Genomic DNA, 19,078 nt, shown 5'->3' with positions numbered 1-19,078 from the left:
GGCAGGTGAAAGCCAGATTTTCGGCAGTTTCAGCGCCACGCACAAAGGATGTATTTCGATGGAGTCATGAGATATATTCATGCGATGCGCCGAAAAATCCCCTCCACCCAGGCCCTGCTGGCCTTTGAAGCGGCGGCCCATCGCGGCAGCTTTACGCTGGCGGCGCAAGACCTCTCGGTGAGCCAGAGCGCGGTCAGCCATCAGATCCTGGGGCTCGAGCAGGACCTGGACGTGAGCCTTTTCCTGCGCCTGCCTCGCCAGCTGGAGCTGACCGACGCCGGCCGCTCGCTGCTGGCGCGCGTCAGCCCCGCGCTGGATTCGCTCGAGGCCGCCATGCTGGACCTGGTCTCGTCCAAAGGCGAGGGCGGCACGCTGGAGCTGGGCGTGGTGCCCACCTTTGCCACCAAGTGGCTGATTCCGCGCATGCCGTCTTTCTTGAAAGCGCATCCGCATGTGACGCTGAATCTGGCCACGCGCCTGCAGCCTTTTGATTTTTCATTGACGGGGCTGGACGCCGCCATTCATTACGGTCGGCCCGACTGGCCGGGTACTGAATCGGAATACCTGATGGGTGAAGACAGTGTGGTGGTGTGCAGCCCGGCGCTGATGAAAAAACGCCAGCTGCGCCGCCCGGCCGATGTGTTGAAGTTCACGCTCATCCACCAGAGCACGCGTTCGCATGCGTGGCGCGACTGGTTTCAGCTGGCTGGCATCGACGACGCGCAGGGCGCAGGCACCGGCCCCAAGTACGAACTCTTTTCCATGATCGCGCAGGCTGTGAAGGCCGGGCTGGGGCTGGCGGTGCTGCCGCGCTTTCTGGTGGCCGATGACATCGCCGATGGTACGCTGGCTGTGCCCTTTGATCTCTCGCTGAGTTCAGACTTCGCCTATTACCTGGTCTGGCCTTCGCAAAAAACCAGCTGGCGGCCGTTGGTGCAATTGCGCGGCTGGTTACGCGAGCAGGCTTCAGGGATTGCTGAGCCCTGAAGCTTTTACGCGTTGTCAGTCGGCGCCAGGCTCTGCGCGGGCCGCCGCAACGTACTGTCAAACGGATTGATCTGCGCACTGATCGCTGTGGCCTCCCGCTTGAGCAGTTCCACCACGGTGGGCAGGCGGTCGGGGCTCAGGCGTGACGAGATCGTGCCCACGCTGAGCGCGGCGACGGCGCGGCCTTCGCGGTCCAGCACCGGCACGCCGACGCCGGCCATACCATCGAGCAGGTTGGTGTTGCGCCCGGCGTAGCCAAGCTCGCGCACGCGCTCAATCTCGGTGCGCAGATACACCTCGTCGTACACACCGAACTCGCGCACACGCGGCAGGTTGTAGCGGATCACTTCTTCACGCTCTGTCTCGGGCAAGAAAGCCAGGATGGCCAGACCGCCCTGGCCCATGCCCAGCGCCACGCGCCCGCCGATGTCGCCGGTGAAAGAGCGGATGGGAAAGGGCCCTTCGCTGCGGTCCAGGCAGACGGCGTCAAAGCCGCTGCGCACCAGCAAAAAGATGGTGTCGCCCAGGCTGGCGCACAGCCGCAGCATCGACGGCCGGCACAGGCTGCGCAGGTCCATGGTGTTGCCAGCCTGCGCGGCCAGCGCGAAGAAATCAATGCTCAGGCGATACAGCCTGGAGCCGGTTTCCTGCTCGACCACACGCTCGGCCACCAGGCTTTGCAGGATGCGGTGGGTGGTCGCCTGGGTGAGGCCCGTAGCTTTGGCGATGTGCGTGATGCGCCCACCCTTGGCTTGCGTGGCCGCCAGCGCCCGGATGATGGAAAAGGCGCGTTGCACGCTGCTGGAGATATTGTCATCGTCTTTCACGGCGTCTCCTTTGGCGGAATCAGATTAATCATAAGTGTATATAAATTCCGTTCAACGGAATAAATCAAATAAAGATATCTCTATACGGAATAACCTATTGACGATTTTTTATAGGATGCCATAGCATGAAGTCATCAGGGTGTCATCGTTTGCACATCGTTTTGCATGTGCGGCGTTGGTCCTTCCCCTTGTTGCAGAGGTGCTCCCCATGTCTTTTTTGACCCTGGCGAATGTGAACAAGTCTTACGGCGCCACCCGCGCCGTGGCCGACATGAACCTGTCGGTGGAAAAGGGCGAATTCGTCTCGCTGCTCGGTCCTTCGGGCTGCGGCAAGACCACCACCTTGCAGATGATTGCGGGCTTTTGTGAGGTGACGTCGGGTCAGGTCACGCTGGACGGCCGCGACATCACCCACGCCAAACCCAATTCGCGCGGCCTGGGCATCGTGTTCCAGAGCTATGCGCTCTTCCCCCACATGAGCGTGTACGACAACGTCAGTTTCGGCCTGGAGATGCGCCGTGTGCCCAAAGAAGAACGTGCCGAGCGCGTGAAAGCCGCGCTGGCTCTGGTGCATCTTGAGGCGCACGCCACACGCTACCCGCGTGAGCTGTCGGGCGGCCAGCGCCAGCGCGTGGCCCTGGCGCGTGCGTTGGTCATTTCGCCGCCGGTGCTGCTGCTGGATGAGCCGCTGTCCAATCTCGACGCCAAGTTGCGTGAAGAGATGCAGTTTGAGCTGCGGCAGATCCAGCGCAAGGTCGGCACCACCACCGTGATGGTCACGCACGACCAGACCGAGGCGATGTCTATCAGCGACCGCGTGGTGGTGATGGAAGCCGGGCGTGTGACGCAGATCGACGAGCCGTACCGCCTGTATGAACACCCGCAGACACGCTTTATCTCCAGTTTTGTCGGCAAGGCCAATTTGCTGGAAGGCCGTGTGATGGCCACCGGCCCTTGGGCCACCGTGCATGTGGGCGGCAACGTGCCGCTGGAAGTCGAAGCGCCCGGTGTGTCAGAGGGCGATGCCGTGGTGCTGAGCCTGCGTCCCGAGAAAATCCGCCTGGTGCCTGAAGCCCAGGGCCGTATAGGCGGCACGGTGCATGAACGTTTTTTCCTCGGCAGCCAGTGGCTTTACCAGGTGTCGACGGCAGCCGGCAAGCTCGCGGTGGTCTGCCCTAACGATGGCACGTCGCCCGCCGAAGAAGGCTCGAACGTCGGTCTGGACTGGACCGCCCAGCAGGTGCGCCTGCTGCCCGGCACGCAAGGGGTGCCAGCGTGAACAGTACGGCCGTGGCTGCACCGATGGCACCGGCCCGGGCCAGTGCATCCCGCACGCCCTGGCTGTTGTCAGCGCCGGCCTTCACGCTGTTTGCCTGCCTGTTGCTGGTGCCGCTGGCGCTCACCGCGGTGCTGTCGTTCCAGGTGTTTGACCACGCCACCGGCGTGAAGAACAGTTTCACCCTGGCGCATTACGCCGCCGTGCTGACGGACGACTACTACCACGGCATCTTCTGGCGCACGCTGTGGATTTCGGCGCTCACCACGCTGATCTGCATCGTTGTCGGCGCGCCCGAAGCCTATGTGCTCAGCCGCATGCGCAGCCCCTGGCGCTCGATTTTGCTGCTGGTGGTGCTGGCGCCGCTGCTGGTGTCGGTGGTGGTGCGGGCGTTTGGGTGGAGCATGCTGCTCGGCCCCGAAGGCGTGGTCAACCAGGCCATGCGCGCCGTGGGCCTGCCGTCGATGCGCATTCTCTACACCGAAGCCGCCGTGGTCATCGCGCTGGTGCATGTGATGCTGCCTTTCATGGTGATCCCGGTATGGACATCGTTGCAGAAGCTGGACCCGGGTGTGGAAGACGCGGCGCTGTCGCTGCAGGCCTCGCACTTCACCACCTTGCGCCGCATCATCTTTCCGCAGGTGCTGCCGGGCATCCTGTCGGGCAGCCTGATCGTGTTCGGCCTGAGCGCCAGCGCCTTCGCCATCCCGGGCCTGCTGGGCGGGCGGCGTTTGAAGATGGTGGCGACCGTGGTGTATGACGAATACCTGCACGAGCTCAACTGGCCGCTGGGCGCGGCGATCTCGCTCACTCTGCTTCTGGCCAACCTGGCCATCATGCTGAGCTACAACCGCGTGCTCGAGCGTTCGTACAAGAAATCGCTGGGATAAGGAGCGCGCCATGTCCAAGAACGGTCCTCTCGCTCTGCTCTTCAACGCACTCGTCATCACCTTCATGCTGGCGCCTCTGGTCATCGTGTGCGTGGTGGCCTTCACGCCCGGCAACACGCTGGCCATTCCGACCACGGAGTTTTCATTGCGCTGGTTTCGTGCGGTGTTCGCGCATTCGGACTTTGTGCAGTCCTTCAAGAACAGCCTCTGGCTGGCGTCGATATCTGCGACGCTGGCTACGCTGCTGGCTGTACCGGCCGGGCTGGCGATTGCCCGCCATACCTTCCCAGGCCGTGATTTTCTCAATGGCCTGTTTCTTTCGCCGCTGATCATTCCACATCTGGTGTTGGGTGTGGCCTTGCTGCGCACCTTCTCGCTGATCGGCGCGACCGGCAGCTTTTTCTGGCTGGCGCTGGCGCACGTGGTCATCATCACGCCCTATGTGCTGCGGCTGGTGCTGGCTTCGGTTGAAGGCAGCGACCGCAGCGCTGAGCAGGCGGCCCTCTCGCTGGGTGCGAGCCAGGCGACGGTGTTTGTTCGCGTGACGCTGCCGATGATCCTGCCTGGCGTTACCGGCGGCTGGCTGCTCGCTTTTATCAACAGCTTTGATGAGGTGACCATGTCGATCTTTGTCACTGCGCCCTCCACCGTGACCTTGCCGGTGCGGATGTACATGTATGCGACCGAGTCGATAGACCCCTTGATGGCGGCCGTCTCGGCCCTCATGGTGGCGCTCACGGCTGTGGCCATGCTGGTGCTGGACCGCATCTACGGCCTCGACAAGATCCTGGTCGGACACAAATGAAATCAACCATTGAAATTGCCCGGGTGAGCCACAAGCCTGCAGCCCTGCTTCACCGCCTGGCCGAAGGCAACCGCAAACCGGTGAACTTTGTGCTCAATGGGCAAGCCCTGAAGGCCCTGGCCGGCGACACCGTGCTGACGGCGGTGCTGACGCACAGCGCGCAGTTGCGCTTCAGCGAATTCAGCGGTGAGCCGCGCGCCGGCTTTTGCCTGATGGGCGCCTGCCAGGACTGCTGGGTCGCGACCGAATCGGGCCGGCGCCTGCGTGCCTGCAGCACCTTCATCGAAGAAGGCATGCGGCTGGTGACTGGCGCGGAGGGACCGGTATGAGCACGCAGGCGGTGATTGTGGGCGCCGGCCCGGCAGGCGTGCGCGCTGCCGAGGCGCTGGTGGCGCACGGCCTGCGTCCCGTGGTGGTGGACGAAGCGCCGCGCTGGGGCGGGCAGATCTACCGCCAGCCGCCCGCGGGTTTCTCGCGGCCCAAAGAGGCTCTTTATGGTTTTGAGGCCGGGCGCGCCGATGCGGTACATGAGGCCATGGCCGGCATCCTGGACAAAGTCGATTACCGCCCCGACACACTGGTCTGGAGCGCTGAAGGCGGCAAGCTCGACTTGCTTCATCACGGGGTGATGAGCATGCTGCCCTATAGCCACCTCATCGTTGCCACCGGTGCGGCGGACCGTGTCCTGCCTTTTCCCGGCTGGACTTTGCCCGGCATCTACACGCTGGGCGCCGCGCAGGTGGCCCTGAAATTCCAGGGCTGCGCGATCGGTTCGCGCGTGGTGTTTGCCGGCACGGGGCCGCTGCTGTATTTGATTGCTTACCAGTACGCCAGGGCCGGCGCCAAAGTTGTGGCGGTACTTGATACGGCCAGTTTTGCAGGCAAGGCTGCCGCCGTGCCCGCCATGCTGCGCCAGCCGACGCTGTTGGCCAAGGGCCTTTATTACCTGGGCTGGTTGCGCATGCATGGCATCGCGGTGCACCAGGGCGTGGAACTGGTACGCGCCACAGGCGACGAATGCGTGCAGGCTATGCACTGGCGCAAGGCCGGCCGAACGCACGAGATCGCCTGCGACGGCGTGGGTTTTGGCTACGCGCTGCGGCCCGAGACGCAACTGGCCGATTTGCTGGGCTGCCATTTTCGCTATGACAGCTTGCAGCGTGGCGCATTGCCCGAGCGCGACGCCATGGGCCGCTCCAGCGTGGCAGGTGTTTACCTGGCCGGCGATGGTGCCGGCATCATGGGCGCTGATGCCGCGGAATGGGCTGGCGAGCGTGCCGCGCTGGCGCTGCTCGCGGACACCGGACACAGGATCGATGTGGCACGCGCGGCCTCGCTCGAAAACCAGCTTTCGCGTACGGCGGCCTTCCGGGAAGGACTGGAGCGGGCCTTTCCATTTCCCGCTGGTTGGGCTGCAGCCGCCCCTGATGAACTGGTGGTCTGCCGCTGTGAAGAAATCACCGCGGGCGAGTTGCGCCAGTGCGTGGCCGACACCGGCGCGCGCGAGATGAACCGCCTCAAGGCGCTGACGCGGGTGGGCATGGGGCGCTGCCAGGGGCGTACCTGCGGCGTGGCCGCGGCGGAAATCCTCGCCCAGGCCTGCGCTGCGCAGCCTGACGCCGTGGGCCGGCTGCGCGGGCAGTCACCTATCAAGCCGTTGCCGTTTTCAGCCATGGCCGCCCAGGTGATAACGCAGGAGGGCGTCTGATGGAACGCATTGCGGCCGACGTTGCCATTGTGGGCGGCGGCATCATGGGCTCGTCGGCGGCGCTGTTCCTGCGCCGTATGGGTTTGTCGGTCGTGCTGCTCGAGCGTGACCTGTGCGGTTCGCGCTCCAGCGGTGTCAACTACGGCGGCGTGCGCCGCCAGGGCCGGCCGATCAGCCAGCTGCCGCTTTCGCAGCGCGCGCAGGGCTTGTGGACGCAATTGCCCGAACTGATCGGCATCGACGGCGAATATCTCCCTTCGGGGCACCTCAAGATCGCGCGCAGCGAAGCCGACATGGTCTCGCTCGAAAGCTACCGTGAGCGCACGTTGGGCTTCGGCATGGATTTGCAGATGCTCTCCATGCGGGCCTTGCGCGAACGCTGCCCGTGGCTGGGAAAAGCTGCCATAGGCGCGTCGCTGTGCCCTGGTGACGGACAGGCCAACCCGCGCCTCGTGTCGCCGGCCTTTGCAATGGCCGCGCGCAAGCTCGGCGCCGACGTACGCGAACAGACCCGTGTGGACGAGGTGGCGCGCGACGGAGCGGTGTTTGTGCTGCGTTCGGGCGATGCGCTGGAGGTTCGCGCCAAACACCTGCTCAATTGCGCGGGCGCATGGGCAGGCGCCCTCGCGGCGCAGTTCGGTGAGCCCGTGCCCATGGAGTCCGGCCATCCCGAGATGTCGGTGACCGAACCGCTGCCCGCATTCATGAACCTCAGTCTCGGCGTGGAAGGCGGCGGTATCTATGCCCGCCAGGTCGCGCGGGGCAACTGCGTCATCGGCGGCGGCCGGGGTTACGCGCTAGACGACCAGCGTGCCCGCGCCCAGCGCAGCGGCCTGGCCGGCCTGATGCAGCAAGCCGTCGAGCTGCTGCCGGCGCTGAAACACGCGCACATCATCCGCACCTGGAGCGGCACCGAAGGCTACCTGCCCGACCGCCAGCCGGTGATAGGGCCGAGCGCCACCACACCGGGCCTGATTCATGCATTCGGATTCGCCGGGGGCGGCTTCCAGCTGGGGCCGGGCGTGGGTGCGGTGCTGGCCGACCTGGTGTGTGAGGGCCGCAGCGCCACGCCAATTGACGCTTTTTCGATTGAACGCTTTTCCGCAAACCCGCGTGCGACAACCGCCGGGCTCGTTTCTTCCTCCGTTGTCTAGTCCTCTTTCACAGTCCTCCTTGATTTCACTGCCTTCACTTCACCAACGCCACCAGGAGCTTTCCATGAACATCTCCCTACGATTCCTGACCGCCCGCGCTACAGCGGTGTCGCTTGCCGTTGCAGCCGCCGGCCTGGCCGGCCTGACTACCGGTAGCGCCATGGCCCAGACCAAGACGCTGTACATCGGCATGAACGGCGGCACCATGGAGAAAACCTACACCGAGAACGTCTTCGGCGCGTTCGAGAAGGCCAACAACGTCAAGGTCGTGGTCGTGCCCGGCACCTCGTCAGATATCCTGGCCAAGGCGCAGGCCAACAAGGACAACCCGCAGATGCATGTGATGTTCCTGGACGACGGCATCATGTACCGCGCCATCGGCATGGGCCTGTGCGAGAAGATGCAGGCCACCCCTGCGCTGAATGACCTGTTTCCCACGGCACGCTTCAAGGGCGACATGGCCGCCGGCGTCAACATCGGCATGACCGGCATCGCCTACAACAAGAAGATGTTCACCGAGAAGGGCTGGGCGCCGCCGACTTCGTGGATGGACATGGCCAACCCGAAATACAAGGGCAAGGTAGTGTTCCAGTCGCTGTCGTCGTCGACCTTCGGCCTGCACGGCTTCCTGCTGTTCAACCGCATCCAGGGCGGCAACGACAAGAATGTGGAGCCCGGCTTCAAGGCCTGGCCCACCACCATAGGCCCCAACGTGCTCGAGTACATCCCGAGCTCGGCCAAGATCGCTGAAATGGTGCAGACCGGTGAGGCCGCGATGTTCCCGCTCACGCCCACCGCCGTCGGCGTGCTCAAAGACAAGGGCTTGCCCGTGGAATACGTGCAGCCCAAGGAAGGCTCGGCCGTGCTGACGGTGGGTGAATGCGTGATTGCGAAGAACAGCGAACCTGCGCTGGCTCACAAGCTGGCCCAGTACCTGCTGTCGCCTGAGGCGCAGGCCGCGGCGCTGGAGTTTGGCGACCAGATACCGTCCAACCCCAAAACCAAGGCCAGCGGCAAGGCTGCCGCGCTTGTGACCCAGATGAACACCTACATGAAGACGGCGACTACGGTGGATTGGGATGCCATCAACGAGAACCGCCCGGCCTGGAATGCGCGCTGGAACAAGACGGTCGAGCGCTGATCATCCATTGCCAGCGCCTTTCGCAGGCGCATGCAAAAACCCGAAGCGGGCTTTTCCGGGCCACTTCGGGTTTTATGCTTTTTGGGCCTCCAGCGCAGTCGGAATGAGCGCAGGCAGCTATTAAATTTATAGCATCCTAGTTGTGCCGATGGCGCAGCAAACGCAAGCCATTGCCCACCACCAGCAGGCTGGCGCCCATGTCGGCAAACACTGCCATCCACATCGTCGCCGTGCCGAAGATGGCCAGCAGCAGGAAGATGCCTTTGATGCCCAGCGCCAGGCTGATGTTCTGCCACAGGATGGCGTGCGTGCGTTGTGACATCCGCACTGTTTCGGCCACCCGCTCCAGGTTGTCGTTCATGATCACCACGTCGGCCGCTTCCATGGCCGTGTCGGCGCCGGCGCCGCCCATGGCGAAGCCGATGTCGGCCTGCGCCAGTGCGGGCGCGTCGTTGATGCCGTCGCCTGTCATGCCGGTGGCGCCGTAGTGCTGCTGCATTTCGCGGATGGCGTCGAGCTTGGCCTCGGGCAGCAGGTCGCCGCGCGCATCGCTGATGCCGGCCTGGGCGGCGATGGCGCGCGCCGTAGCAGTGTTGTCACCGGTCAGCATCACGGGCGTGACACCCAGCGCCTTCAGGTCGGCAATCGCCTGCCGGGACGTTGGCTTGATGGTGTCGGCCACCGCGAACAGGGCCAGCACACGTGTGTTGTCGGCCAGCAGCGTCACGGTGCGGCCTTGCTGTTCATGCCGGGCGAGTTCGGCTTCCAGTTCCACGCTGCACAAGCCCAGCTCGTGGATGAGGCGGTGATTGCCTAACACGAGGCGCTGGCCCTGGGCCGTTCCCTCAACGCCCCGGCCCGGCAGGGCCTTGAAGGTTTGCACGTCGGCGGCGTCGGTGTTCAGGCCCGCCGCAATCGCTTTGGACACCGGATGATCAGACCGTGAGGCCATGCCGGCGGCCAGCTGTACGGCCATCGCTGCGTCTGCGTTGCCCCAGGTACGCCAATCCACCAACCGGGGCTTGCCCTCCGTGATGGTGCCGGTCTTGTCGAGCGCGACGGCTTTGAGCAGGCGCGCCTGCTCGAGGTAGGTGCCGCCCTTGATCAGGATGCCCCGGCGCGCGGCGGCCGAGAGCCCGCTCACCACCGTGACGGGCGTGGAAATCACCAGCGCGCAGGGGCAGGCGATGACCAGCAGCACCAGCGCCTTGTAGATCGACTCCTGCCAGCTCAGGCCCGCCAGCAGCGGCATCAACACGGCGACCGCAACGGCGATGGCGAACACGGCCGGCGTGTAGACGGCGGCAAAGCGGTCGACAAAACGTTGCGTGGGTGCGCGGCTGCCTTGCGCCTGTTCGACGGCGTGGATGATGCGTGCCAGCGTGGTATTCCCGGCAGCCGCCGTGACGCGCACTTCGATCTCTCCGGTTTGATTGATGGTGCCGGCAAAGACGGCGGCACCGGGTTCCTTGTCGACCGGGATGCTTTCGCCCGTGATCGGCGCCTGGTTGACGGCGCTGTTGCCCAGGGTGACTACGCCGTCCAGCGGTACACGCTCGCCGGGGCGTATGCGCACCAGGGCCTGCAGCGGCACGGCGGCCACCGGCGTGTTGGCCCACGCGCCGCCTTCGCCCTGCATCAACGCCTGCTCTGGCGCCATGTCCAGCAGGCCCTTGATGGCATTGCGCGCGCGGTCTACGGCTTTGGCTTCGATCAACTCGGCAATCGCATAGAGCGCCATCACCATCGCGGCTTCCGGCCACTGGCCGATCAGGAAAGCGCCGGTGACGGCGACGGACATCAGCGCGTTGATGTTGAGCCTGCCGCGCCGCAGGGCGGCCATGCCCTTTTTGTAGGTGTCCAGGCCGGCCAGGCCAATGGCCAGCGCCGCCACCGCCATGCCGGTGATTTTCCAGGCCAGCAGCTCGGGTGCGAAAAACGACACAGCCTCGGCGCCCACGGCCAGCACCAGCGCCGCGGCCAGGCGGGTGGCGCCGCTGCCAAAACCGTCAAAACCGCCATCATGAGCGTGGTCGTGCCCATGCCCCTCATGGTCATGGCCGCCTGTTTGCGTGCCGGCACCAGCCTGGGCAGGCTGAGGGTCAAACCCTGCCTTGCGGATCGCGTCCAGGGCTGGCGCGTAGGCTTCTTCGCTGGCTTCTATCCTGAGCGTGCGTGCACCCAGCTGGAAGCCCAGCGACCGGATACCGGTAATCGGCTCCAGCGCCCGGCGGATGTCAGACTCTTCGGCGCTGCAGTCCATGGTGGCGATGCGGAACATCCGCCCCGCGGCACCGGCGGTTATGGACACAGGTGTGTGTGCGGCATGAGCGCCGCCGCAGCAGTCGCCGGTAGGGGCATCCGGGCCGGAAACATGGTTTTTTTCAGATTTCATGGCCTAATTGGAAACCCTGTAGCGGCCTTAGAGTCAAGCTGGCTGCTGAAGTGACCCTACAGCGATGTGGGGACGATGTTCAAGGAGTCGCCATGAAAATCGGAGAACTGGCCAAAACCGCGCAGACCCAGACGGAAACCATCCGTTACTACGAACGTGAGGGTCTGTTACCCGAAGCGGCGCGCACCGACGCCAATTACCGCATCTATGACGAAAGCCATGTGCAGCGCCTGGCCTTCATACGCCACTGCCGGTCGCTGGACATGACGCTGGCGGAAATTCGCGCGCTGCTGAACTTCAAGGACGCGCCGGCCGGCAGCTGCGACGACGTCAACAGCCTGCTGGACGAGCACATCAGCCACGTCGCCACACGCATCCGCGAACTCAAGGCGCTGGAAAAAGACCTCAAGGTTCTGCGTGAGCAGTGCGCCAGCGGCCAGGCCGCGGGCGACTGCGGCATCCTCAGCGGCCTGGAAAAAGCCGCGCTGCGGCAAAGCCAAAACCGCACCCAGGCCGAGCGCGGCCATGCAGCGCATATCCACGGCGCGCACCCGCAGGTCGGCGTGCCCGGGAAAGAAGAGGGCCGCCAAAAGCCCGCCCTCGGCAAGGCGGCTGCCACGCGCAAGTGATGAAACGCGGGCAGTATATTTTTACAAAGCACTTGCTTGCTAAAAATACAGGGTTTTGCTAAGGTCCGTCCTTATGGACAAACCTGCCGCGCGTTCGCGCCCTGCCACACGCGCTCATACCTCTACGAAAACCGCAACCGACAGTGCTGAAAAGCGTCCGCGCGGCCCGGCCCCCAAAACCCTGGACGAACGCGACGACGGCAATCGCCGCGTCGAACTCGTCAATGCCGCCGCCCGGCTGTTTCGCCAAAAAGGTTTTGACGCCACAAGCACCCGCGACATCGCAGCGGCCGTCGGCATGCACAGCGGCTCGCCCTTCTACCACTTCAAAAGCAAGGGCGCGCTGCTCCATGCCGTGATGGAAGAGGGCATGCGCTCGGCGATTCAACGCCAGGCTGCGGCCCTGCAGGCGGCGGGGCTCTCTACCGTTGAGGCGCCAGCGCTGCTGCGCGTGCTGATCCGCAACCACTTTGACGTGCTGCTGGGCCCCGGCAGCGACTTCATCCCTGTGATGCTTTACGAGTCGCGTTCCATCACAGCCCGGCAGCGCAACCTGCTGGCCAAGCTGCAAAGCGACTACGAAGCCGTGTGGGAGCCGGTGCTGGAGGCGCTGGCCACCGCAGGGCAACTCAAGGGGCCGGTGAAGCTGTCGCGCCTTTTGATTTTTGGCGCGCTCAACTGGTCGGTGCAGTGGTTTGACGCCAAAAAAGATGCATCGCTGGATGATCTGGCGGATGCGGCCATGGCGCTGTTCATTGGAGAAAAAACTCCGAAATTCCCGGCAAGAAAGGTCCGCGCATGAGTTACCAATCCGTGTTCCGCCCCGGCCTTTTTTCCGGCCAGGTCATCGTTGTCACCGGTGGTGGCTCCGGCATTGGCCGCTGCATCGCGCATGAACTCGCTGCGCTGGGCGCGCATGTGGTGCTGATAGGCAGGAATATCGAGAAACTTCACAGCGTGGCCGGGGAAATCGTGGCGCAGGGCGGTCGCGTGAGTTTTCACCCCTGCGACATCCGCCAGGAAGAGGCCGTCAAGACCACCATCACCGCCATCGTGGTGGCGCAGGGCCGTATCGATGGGCTTGTCAACAACGCGGGCGGCCAGTACATCACGCCGCTGGAGTCCATCAGCGCCAAGGGCTGGGAGGCCGTCATCAACACCAACCTGACCGGCGGCTTCCTGATGGCGCGCGAATGCTATTTGCAAGCCATGCAGGGCAAAGGCGGCAGCATCGTCAACATCGTGGCCGACATGTGGGGTTCCATGCCCAGCATGGGCCACAGCGGCGCGGCGCGCGCCGGCATGGTGAGCTTCACCGAAACCGCGGCGGCCGAATGGGCCCATAGCGGCGTGCGGGTGAATGCGGTCGCGCCCGGCTACATCGCCTCCAGCGGCATGGACCACTACCCGCCTGAGGCCGGCCCCATGCTGCGCGAGATGCGCCACACCGTGCCGCTGGGCCGCTTCGGCACCGAAAGTGAAACCTCGGCGGCCGTCGTCTTCCTGCTCAGCAAAGCCGCCAACTTCATCAGCGGCACGACGCTGCGGGTGGATGGCGCCCGGCCCCAGGTGCGCATGGGCTGGCCCATGCGGCGGCCCGATGCCGAAGCGCTGCAGCGTGAGGCGATCAAGCCCTTCGACGGCTTTCACCTGGCAGAAACCCCCAAGGTCTTCCAGTCATGACGCTGTTCCAGTCTGCGTGGAATGCGCAATCGCCACAAGCCTCGCAGCGGCGTGAGGCGATGCTGTCGCGCATCGCCGCACTGCGCGCGCTGGAAGAACGCAGCGCTGCCGCCTCGGCGAAGTCGCGGCCCGCCTTCGACAAGCGCGGCCAGTTGCTGCCGCGTGAGCGTGTGGCCTTGCTGCTGGATGCGGGGGCGCCCTGGCTGGGCCTGTGTTCCCTCGCGGGTTATTTGCAGGACAGCAAGGAGGCCGGCCAGTCGGTGCCGGGTGGCGGCGTGGTGGCCGGCATCGGCTTTGTGAGTGGCGTGCGCTGCATGGTGGTGGCCAGCGACTCGGGTATAGAAGCCGGCGCCGTCCAGGCCATGGGGCTGGAAAAGATCCTGCGCGTGCAGGAGATCGCGCTGCAAAACAAGCTGCCCTTTATCCACCTGGTGGAAAGCGCGGGCGCCAACCTCATGCGCTACCGGGTCGAAGGCTTTGTGCACGGCGGCAGCCTCTTTCGCAACCTGGCGCGCCTGTCGGCGGCGGGCATTCCCGTGATCACCGTGCAGCACGGTTCGGGCACGGCGGGGGGCGCCTACATGCCGGGCCTGAGCGACGTCGTCATCATGGTGCGCAAGCGTTCCCGCGCTTTCCTTGCCGGCCCGCCGCTGCTGATGGCTGCCACCGGCGAAGTCGCCACCGAGGAAGAGTTGGGCGGCGCCGAAATGCACACCGGCGTGTCGGGCCTGGGTGAGCATCTGGCTGATGACGATCGCCATGCGCTGGGGCTGGCGCGCCAGGTAGTGGCCCGAACTTCATGGTCAAATCGGGCGGCAGGCAAAGCAGGACGGGCGCAAGCAGCTACTAATTTAATAGCAGGTAAGGATTCCCCCAGCGAACCTGTTTACCCGCCTGACGAGCTGCTGGGCCTGGTCCCCAGCGACCTGCGCCAGCCGCTGGACATGCACGAGGTCATCGCGCGGCTGGTGGATGGCTCCGATTTTCTGCCTTTCAAAGCGCTCTACGGTGAGGCCACGGTGTGCGTGCAGGCATCGATTGATGGCTATGCGGTCGGCATCATCAGCAACAACGGCCCGATTGATGTGGCCGGCGCCAACAAGGCCACGCACTTCATCCAGCTGATGTGCCAGTTGGGCCACCCCCTCATCTACCTGCAGAACACCACCGGCTACATGGTGGGCAAGGAGAGCGAGCAGGCCGGCATGATCAAGCACGGCTCCAAGATGATCCAGGCCGTCACCAACGCCTCCGTCCCGCAAATCACCATCCAGTGCGGTGCGTCCTTCGGCGCGGGCAACTACGGCATGTGCGGCCGTGGCTACGCGCCGCGCTTTCTCTTCAGCTGGCCCGGTGCCAGGACGGCGGTGATGGGCGGCGAACAGGCCGCGCGCACCATGCAGATCGTGGGCGAGGCGGCCCTGGCGCGCAAAGGCATCACGCCGGATCCGGCCCAGGCGAAAGCCCAGTACGACAAGATCGTCGCCATGTTCGAGGCGCAGGCCGATGTGTTCTACACCTCGGGCCTGATGCTGGACGACGGCGTCATCGACCCGCGCGACACGCGCGCAGTGCTGGCACAGTGCCTGGCGATGTGCGCCGAGGCCGATGCGCGGCAGCTCAGGCCCATGCAGTTTGGCGTGGCGCGTATGTAGACCGCCTGAAAAAAACGGAGACAAAAATGCAGTACACCCACGAACACCTTGAAATCCAGAAAACCCTGAAACGGTTCATTGACGCCGAGATCAATCCGCACGTCGATGAATGGGAAGCCGCTGAAATCTTTCCCGCGCATGAAGTGTTCAAGAAACTCGGCAACCTGGGCATGCTGGGCCTGACCAAGTCTGAGGAATACGGCGGCGCTGGCCTGGACTACTCCTACGCCATGGCCATGGCCGAGGCGCTGGGTCATATTGACTGTGGCGGCGTGCCCATGGCCATCGGCGTGCAGACCGACATGTGCACACCGGCCCTGGCGCGCTTCGGCAGCGACGAACTCAAGCGCGAGTTTTTGGTGCCCGCAATTTCCGGCGATGCCGTGGGCTGTGTCGGTGTGAGCGAGCCAGGCGCCGGCAGCGACGTCGCCTCCATCAAAAGCCACGCCCGCAAGGACGGCGGCGACTACGTCATCAGCGGCCAGAAGATGTGGATCACCAACAGCCTGCAGGCCGACTGGATGTGCATGCTGGTCAACACCGGCGAGGGCCCCGTGCACAAGAACAAGAGCCTGGTCATGGTGCCCATGCGCGACAAGGGCAAGCTGCGAAAAGGCATTGAAGCGGCGAAGAAGATCAAGAAAATCGGCATGAACTCATCCGACACCGGCCTGATCTACTTTGACGAAGTGCGTGTGCCGCAGAGCTACCTCATCGGCAGCGAAGGCTCGGGCTTTGTCTACCAGATGATGCAATTTCAGGAAGAGCGCCTGTGGTGCGCGGCCAGTTGCATCCAGTCACTCTCCAACTGTATTGAATGGACAGTCGGGTGGGCGCACGAGCGCAAGCTTTTCGGCGCCACCCTGGCCGACCAGCAATGGGTGCAGTTCAAGCTCGCCGAGATGAAGACCGAAGTCGAGAGCCTGCGCGCCATGACTTACCGCGCCTGCGAGCTCTATGTGCAGGGCCAGGATGTGACCGAGCTCGCCTCCATGGCCAAGCTCAAGGCCGGGCGGCTCAACCGCCTGGTGCCCGACACCTGCCTGCAGTTCTGGGGCGGCATGGGCTACACCTGGGAAAACAAAGTGGCGCGCATGTTCCGCGACGGCCGGCTCGGCTCCATAGGCGGCGGGGCCGACGAAGTCATGATGGGGATCATTGCCAAAATGATGGGTGTGGCCAAGTCCGGCAAGAAGGGTGGCTGAGTTCATGACCGTGCCTGGCATACGGAGCGGGGCGTCTGCATGAAAAATATCCGCTGCCTGCTGGTGGCCAACCGCGGGGAGATTGCCCGCCGCATCATGCGCACCGCACGAACCATGGGCATGCAGACGGTGGCGGTGTATTCAGACGCCGATACCGGTGCGCTGCATGTGCAGGAGGCGGACATCGCCTGTGCGCTGGGAGGTGTCAGCTCGGTCGATTCCTATCTGCGCATCGACAAACTGGTTGCTGCGGCCAAGACCAGCGGCGCCGATGCGGTGCATCCGGGCTACGGCTTCCTCAGCGAGAACGCCGCCTTTGCCGACGCGGTGATTGCTGCGGGGCTGACCTGGGTGGGGCCACCGCCGGCCGCGATCCGGCAGCTCGGCAGCAAGTCGGCCGCCAAGCTGCTCGCAACCGCCCAGGGCGTACCTTGCCTGCCGGGCTACCAGGGCCATGACCAGTCCGACGCGCGCTTTGAAGCCGAAGCTGCGCGCATCGGTTACCCGCTGATGGTCAAGGCCGTGGCCGGTGGCGGCGGGCGCGGCATGCGGCTGGTGCGGGATGCTGCACACCTTTCGGCGGCGCTGCAAAGCGCCCGTTCGGAAGCGCTCTCGACCTTTGGCAGCGGGGAGCTGCTGATGGAACGGGCTTTGTTGAATCCACGCCATGTCGAGGTGCAGGTATTTGCCGACGCCCACGGCCATTGCATTCACCTGGGAGAGCGCGACTGCTCGGTACAGCGCCGCCACCAGAAGATCATTGAAGAAACGCCCAGCCCGGCGGTGGATGCTGCGCTGCGTGCGCGCATGTGTGGGGCGGCGGTAGCGTTGGCGCAGGCGGCGGGGTATGTCGGTGCGGGTACGGTGGAGTTCCTGCTTGACGGACCAGATTTCTTTTTGATGGAAATGAATACGCGACTTCAGGTCGAACATCCCGTCACCGAAGCGATGACCGGCCTGGATCTTGTTGAGTGGCAGCTGCGCGTGGCGCAAGGAGAGCCGTTACCTATTGCGCAAGAAGAAGTGGTGTTCACCGGCCACGCGATTGAAGTGCGTCTGTGCGCCGAGGACGAAAATTTCACGCCGCATACGGGCACGGTTCAGCGCTTCCGTGAGCCCGGTGGCGTGCGTTTTGACCATGCCCTGTTTGAGGGCCAGGTCGTGTCGCCGCACTACGACTCGATGTTGGGCAAGCTGGTGGCCCATGCCGCGACACGTGAGCAAGCCATAGACCGGCTGGTGGCGGCGCTGGGCCGCACCGAAGTGCTGGGCCTGCCCACCAACCGGCAGTTTTTGTCGGCTTGCCTTGTCCATCCGGTGTTCCGCGCCGGGCACGCACTGATTCCTTTCCTGGCGGAGCAGGGCGATGCGATACGCGGAGCGCTACAAAAAGAGGAGCTGCTTGCGCTCGTCCCTTATGGCCTGGCGGCCATTTTCTCTCAAGATATTGACTCAAACAGCGCCGTAAACAGCCTGCCGTGCCCGTTTCCCAGGCCGGTCCGGCTACGCCATCGCGCGCAGCTGCTGGACTTGCGCGTGCGTGAGCTGGGCGGGGGTGCACTGGAAATCGAAACGGGTGGCGAGGTGTCGCAGGCGGTGATCACGCACGGAGCCGATGGTGCTCTGGCGGTACGCACGGGCCAGGCAGGGCAGCGCGTATCGGCGGTGCGCCTGAAGGAATCTGCCGGGCAACCCGGTGCACGCTGGCATGTGCAGACGGGCGCTGTCGACCTGTTTCTGGAAGATTCCACCTTTGCGCCGCCGGCATCCGGCGGTGTTGCAACCGCGCGGGAGTTGCGGGCGCCCTTCAACGGCAAGGTGATCGCGGTCCATGCGGTCCCCGGCCAGGCCGTGAAGCGCGGCGACACGCTGCTGGTGATTGAATCCATGAAGCTGGAGCACGCGGTCAATGCCCCGCACGATGCTGCGGTGGCTGCCGTGATGGCAGAGGTGGGCCAGCAGACCAGTCCCGGGCAGGTGTTACTGAGGTTCGACGAGGTGAAAGCATGAGCATCCGGAAAATCAGGAAAGATTTCGCTGCACGACAATGGACGCCATGACCAAAGCACAGCCCACCCCTACCGGCGCGATTGAGTTCGAGCCGGAATTTGTCGCCAGCCTCAAAGAGCTGTTCGAGGAAAAAATCGTTTTCAACAAGTTGCTGGGGCTCAAGATCACCTCGGTGACGGCGGAACGGGTCACCGCCCGCATCGACATGCGCAACGAGCTGATCGGCCACTACGCCCACAACCGCATCCACGGTGGCGTGATCAGCGCCGGTCTGGACGCCATGGGCGGACTCGCCGTGATGGCGGCCATAGGCGCGCGCCACATGGACGAATCGCCGATGCAGCGGCTGCACCGCTTTGCCAAGCTGGGCACCATCGATCTGCGGGTGGATTATTTGCGGCCTGGCATCAGTGAGTTTTTTGAGTTGCGGGCTGAGGTGATGCGGCTGGGGTCTCGGGTGGCGAGTACGAGGATGGAGTTTCTGGGGGCTGACGGTAAGTTGTTTTCTACTGGGGCTGGGGCTTATATCGTTTCTTAAGGATCTGCTTTTTGCTGAGGGTTGCTGGCCGGGGGTTGCCCGGCATGCAACTCACTTTCTTTTGCTTCGCCAAAAGAAAGTAAGCAAAGAAAAGGCGACCCTGGTTCCTGCGTCCCCTGCGCTTCGCTCCGGGGCAACCTGCGGTGCTCGGTCCAGCCGGGGTCAAAAACAACTC

The 19,078-nt window shown here is 64.3% G+C and carries 17 protein-coding genes; 15 read left to right on the top strand and 2 right to left on the bottom strand.

Annotation, left to right across the window (positions count from 1 at the left end; genetic code table 11):
* The first annotated feature begins 84 nt into the window (after positions 1–84).
* Complete coding sequence (locus AC1D1J_RS22050; RefSeq protein ID WP_477695865.1) at positions 85–987, top strand: LysR family transcriptional regulator; 903 nt, start codon at positions 85–87, stop codon at positions 985–987.
* A gap of 5 nt (positions 988–992) precedes the next feature.
* Here the strand turns inward: AC1D1J_RS22050 and AC1D1J_RS22045 are convergent, their stop codons facing one another.
* Positions 993–1,814 (bottom strand): IclR family transcriptional regulator, encoded by an 822-nt coding sequence (locus tag AC1D1J_RS22045; RefSeq protein WP_477695864.1) that lies wholly within the window; start codon positions 1,812–1,814, stop codon positions 993–995.
* 208 nt (positions 1,815–2,022) lie between these two features.
* On the opposite strand from AC1D1J_RS22045, the gene AC1D1J_RS22040 reads away from it, so the two are divergent.
* The 7 genes from AC1D1J_RS22040 to AC1D1J_RS22010 all read left to right on the top strand — a co-directional run bounded on the left by AC1D1J_RS22040 (position 2,023) and on the right by AC1D1J_RS22010 (position 8,788).
* Positions 2,023–3,093 carry an ABC transporter ATP-binding protein gene (locus AC1D1J_RS22040; protein WP_477695863.1) on the top strand — a complete coding sequence of 357 codons (1,071 nt, stop codon included), beginning with the start codon at positions 2,023–2,025 and terminating at the stop codon, positions 3,091–3,093.
* Positions 3,094–3,116: 23 nt separating this feature from the next.
* Positions 3,117–3,980, top strand: coding sequence for an ABC transporter permease (locus AC1D1J_RS22035; RefSeq protein ID WP_477695894.1), 864 nt, complete (start codon positions 3,117–3,119; stop codon positions 3,978–3,980).
* A gap of 10 nt (positions 3,981–3,990) precedes the next feature.
* Positions 3,991–4,785: an ABC transporter permease gene (locus AC1D1J_RS22030; protein ID WP_477695862.1), complete on the top strand. Its 795-nt coding sequence runs from the start codon at positions 3,991–3,993 to the stop codon at positions 4,783–4,785.
* Positions 4,782–5,114 (top strand): (2Fe-2S)-binding protein, encoded by a 333-nt coding sequence (locus tag AC1D1J_RS22025; RefSeq protein ID WP_477695861.1) that lies wholly within the window; start codon positions 4,782–4,784, stop codon positions 5,112–5,114. Before AC1D1J_RS22030 ends, AC1D1J_RS22025 begins: the two co-directional genes overlap by 4 nt.
* Complete coding sequence (locus AC1D1J_RS22020) at positions 5,111–6,493, top strand: FAD/NAD(P)-dependent oxidoreductase (RefSeq protein WP_477695860.1); 1,383 nt, start codon at positions 5,111–5,113, stop codon at positions 6,491–6,493. The genes AC1D1J_RS22025 and AC1D1J_RS22020 overlap by 4 nt, the downstream gene beginning before the upstream one ends.
* On the top strand, positions 6,493–7,647 hold the full coding sequence (locus tag AC1D1J_RS22015; protein WP_477695859.1) for an NAD(P)/FAD-dependent oxidoreductase: 1,155 nt from the start codon (positions 6,493–6,495) through the stop codon (positions 7,645–7,647). Before AC1D1J_RS22020 ends, AC1D1J_RS22015 begins: the two co-directional genes overlap by 1 nt.
* A 64-nt stretch (positions 7,648–7,711) precedes the next feature.
* The gene (locus AC1D1J_RS22010; RefSeq protein WP_477695858.1) at positions 7,712–8,788 is read left to right on the top strand and encodes an ABC transporter substrate-binding protein; all 1,077 of its coding nucleotides are present in this window, start codon (positions 7,712–7,714) and stop codon (positions 8,786–8,788) included.
* Positions 8,789–8,924: 136 nt separating this feature from the next.
* Here the strand turns inward: AC1D1J_RS22010 and AC1D1J_RS22005 are convergent, their stop codons facing one another.
* Positions 8,925–11,183 (bottom strand): heavy metal translocating P-type ATPase, encoded by a 2,259-nt coding sequence (locus AC1D1J_RS22005; protein ID WP_477695857.1) that lies wholly within the window; start codon positions 11,181–11,183, stop codon positions 8,925–8,927.
* A 92-nt stretch (positions 11,184–11,275) separates the two neighbouring features.
* Between AC1D1J_RS22005 and cadR the strand changes: the two genes are divergently transcribed.
* The 7 genes from cadR (at position 11,276) to AC1D1J_RS21970 (ending at position 18,903) form a co-directional block, all read left to right on the top strand.
* Positions 11,276–11,812: a Cd(II)/Pb(II)-responsive transcriptional regulator gene (gene cadR / locus AC1D1J_RS22000; protein WP_477695856.1), complete on the top strand. Its 537-nt coding sequence runs from the start codon at positions 11,276–11,278 to the stop codon at positions 11,810–11,812.
* Between the two features lie 73 nt (positions 11,813–11,885).
* Complete coding sequence (locus AC1D1J_RS21995; protein WP_477695855.1) at positions 11,886–12,614, top strand: TetR/AcrR family transcriptional regulator; 729 nt, start codon at positions 11,886–11,888, stop codon at positions 12,612–12,614.
* Positions 12,611–13,495: an SDR family oxidoreductase gene (locus tag AC1D1J_RS21990; protein WP_477666601.1), complete on the top strand. Its 885-nt coding sequence runs from the start codon at positions 12,611–12,613 to the stop codon at positions 13,493–13,495. Before AC1D1J_RS21995 ends, AC1D1J_RS21990 begins: the two co-directional genes overlap by 4 nt.
* Positions 13,492–15,150 (top strand): acyl-CoA carboxylase subunit beta, encoded by a 1,659-nt coding sequence (locus AC1D1J_RS21985; protein ID WP_477695854.1) that lies wholly within the window; start codon positions 13,492–13,494, stop codon positions 15,148–15,150. The genes AC1D1J_RS21990 and AC1D1J_RS21985 overlap by 4 nt, the downstream gene beginning before the upstream one ends.
* Before the next feature lie 26 nt (positions 15,151–15,176).
* On the top strand, positions 15,177–16,355 hold the full coding sequence (locus AC1D1J_RS21980) for an acyl-CoA dehydrogenase family protein (protein ID WP_477695853.1): 1,179 nt from the start codon (positions 15,177–15,179) through the stop codon (positions 16,353–16,355).
* A gap of 48 nt (positions 16,356–16,403) precedes the next feature.
* A complete protein-coding gene (locus AC1D1J_RS21975; protein ID WP_477695893.1) occupies positions 16,404–18,365 on the top strand; it encodes an ATP-binding protein in 1,962 nt (653 codons plus the stop codon).
* A gap of 46 nt (positions 18,366–18,411) precedes the next feature.
* The gene (locus tag AC1D1J_RS21970) at positions 18,412–18,903 is read left to right on the top strand and encodes a thioesterase family protein (RefSeq protein WP_477687399.1); all 492 of its coding nucleotides are present in this window, start codon (positions 18,412–18,414) and stop codon (positions 18,901–18,903) included.
* Positions 18,904–19,078: the final 175 nt, after the last annotated feature.

This window comes from Polaromonas sp. P1_F8, from assembly GCF_056405635.1.
This window is presented reverse-complemented; position numbering and strand designations above follow the sequence as displayed.

Bases quoted from the DNA above. Each gene is read 5' to 3' on its own strand.
- AC1D1J_RS22050 (WP_477695865.1), top strand. From the start codon at position 85: ATGCGCCGAAAAATCCCCTCCACCCAGGCCCTGCTGGCCTTTGAAGCG.
- AC1D1J_RS22040 (WP_477695863.1), top strand. From the start codon at position 2,023: ATGTCTTTTTTGACCCTGGCGAATGTGAACAAGTCTTACGGCGCCACC.
- AC1D1J_RS22035 (WP_477695894.1), top strand. From the start codon at position 3,117: ATGGCACCGGCCCGGGCCAGTGCATCCCGCACGCCCTGGCTGTTGTCA.
- AC1D1J_RS22030 (WP_477695862.1), top strand. From the start codon at position 3,991: ATGTCCAAGAACGGTCCTCTCGCTCTGCTCTTCAACGCACTCGTCATC.
- AC1D1J_RS22025 (WP_477695861.1), top strand. From the start codon at position 4,782: ATGAAATCAACCATTGAAATTGCCCGGGTGAGCCACAAGCCTGCAGCC.
- AC1D1J_RS22020 (WP_477695860.1), top strand. From the start codon at position 5,111: ATGAGCACGCAGGCGGTGATTGTGGGCGCCGGCCCGGCAGGCGTGCGC.
- AC1D1J_RS22015 (WP_477695859.1), top strand. From the start codon at position 6,493: ATGGAACGCATTGCGGCCGACGTTGCCATTGTGGGCGGCGGCATCATG.
- AC1D1J_RS22010 (WP_477695858.1), top strand. From the start codon at position 7,712: ATGAACATCTCCCTACGATTCCTGACCGCCCGCGCTACAGCGGTGTCG.
- AC1D1J_RS22005 (WP_477695857.1), bottom strand. From the start codon at position 11,183: ATGAAATCTGAAAAAAACCATGTTTCCGGCCCGGATGCCCCTACCGGC.
- cadR (WP_477695856.1), top strand. From the start codon at position 11,276: ATGAAAATCGGAGAACTGGCCAAAACCGCGCAGACCCAGACGGAAACC.
- AC1D1J_RS21995 (WP_477695855.1), top strand. From the start codon at position 11,886: ATGGACAAACCTGCCGCGCGTTCGCGCCCTGCCACACGCGCTCATACC.
- AC1D1J_RS21990 (WP_477666601.1), top strand. From the start codon at position 12,611: ATGAGTTACCAATCCGTGTTCCGCCCCGGCCTTTTTTCCGGCCAGGTC.
- AC1D1J_RS21985 (WP_477695854.1), top strand. From the start codon at position 13,492: ATGACGCTGTTCCAGTCTGCGTGGAATGCGCAATCGCCACAAGCCTCG.
- AC1D1J_RS21980 (WP_477695853.1), top strand. From the start codon at position 15,177: ATGCAGTACACCCACGAACACCTTGAAATCCAGAAAACCCTGAAACGG.
- AC1D1J_RS21970 (WP_477687399.1), top strand. From the start codon at position 18,412: ATGACCAAAGCACAGCCCACCCCTACCGGCGCGATTGAGTTCGAGCCG.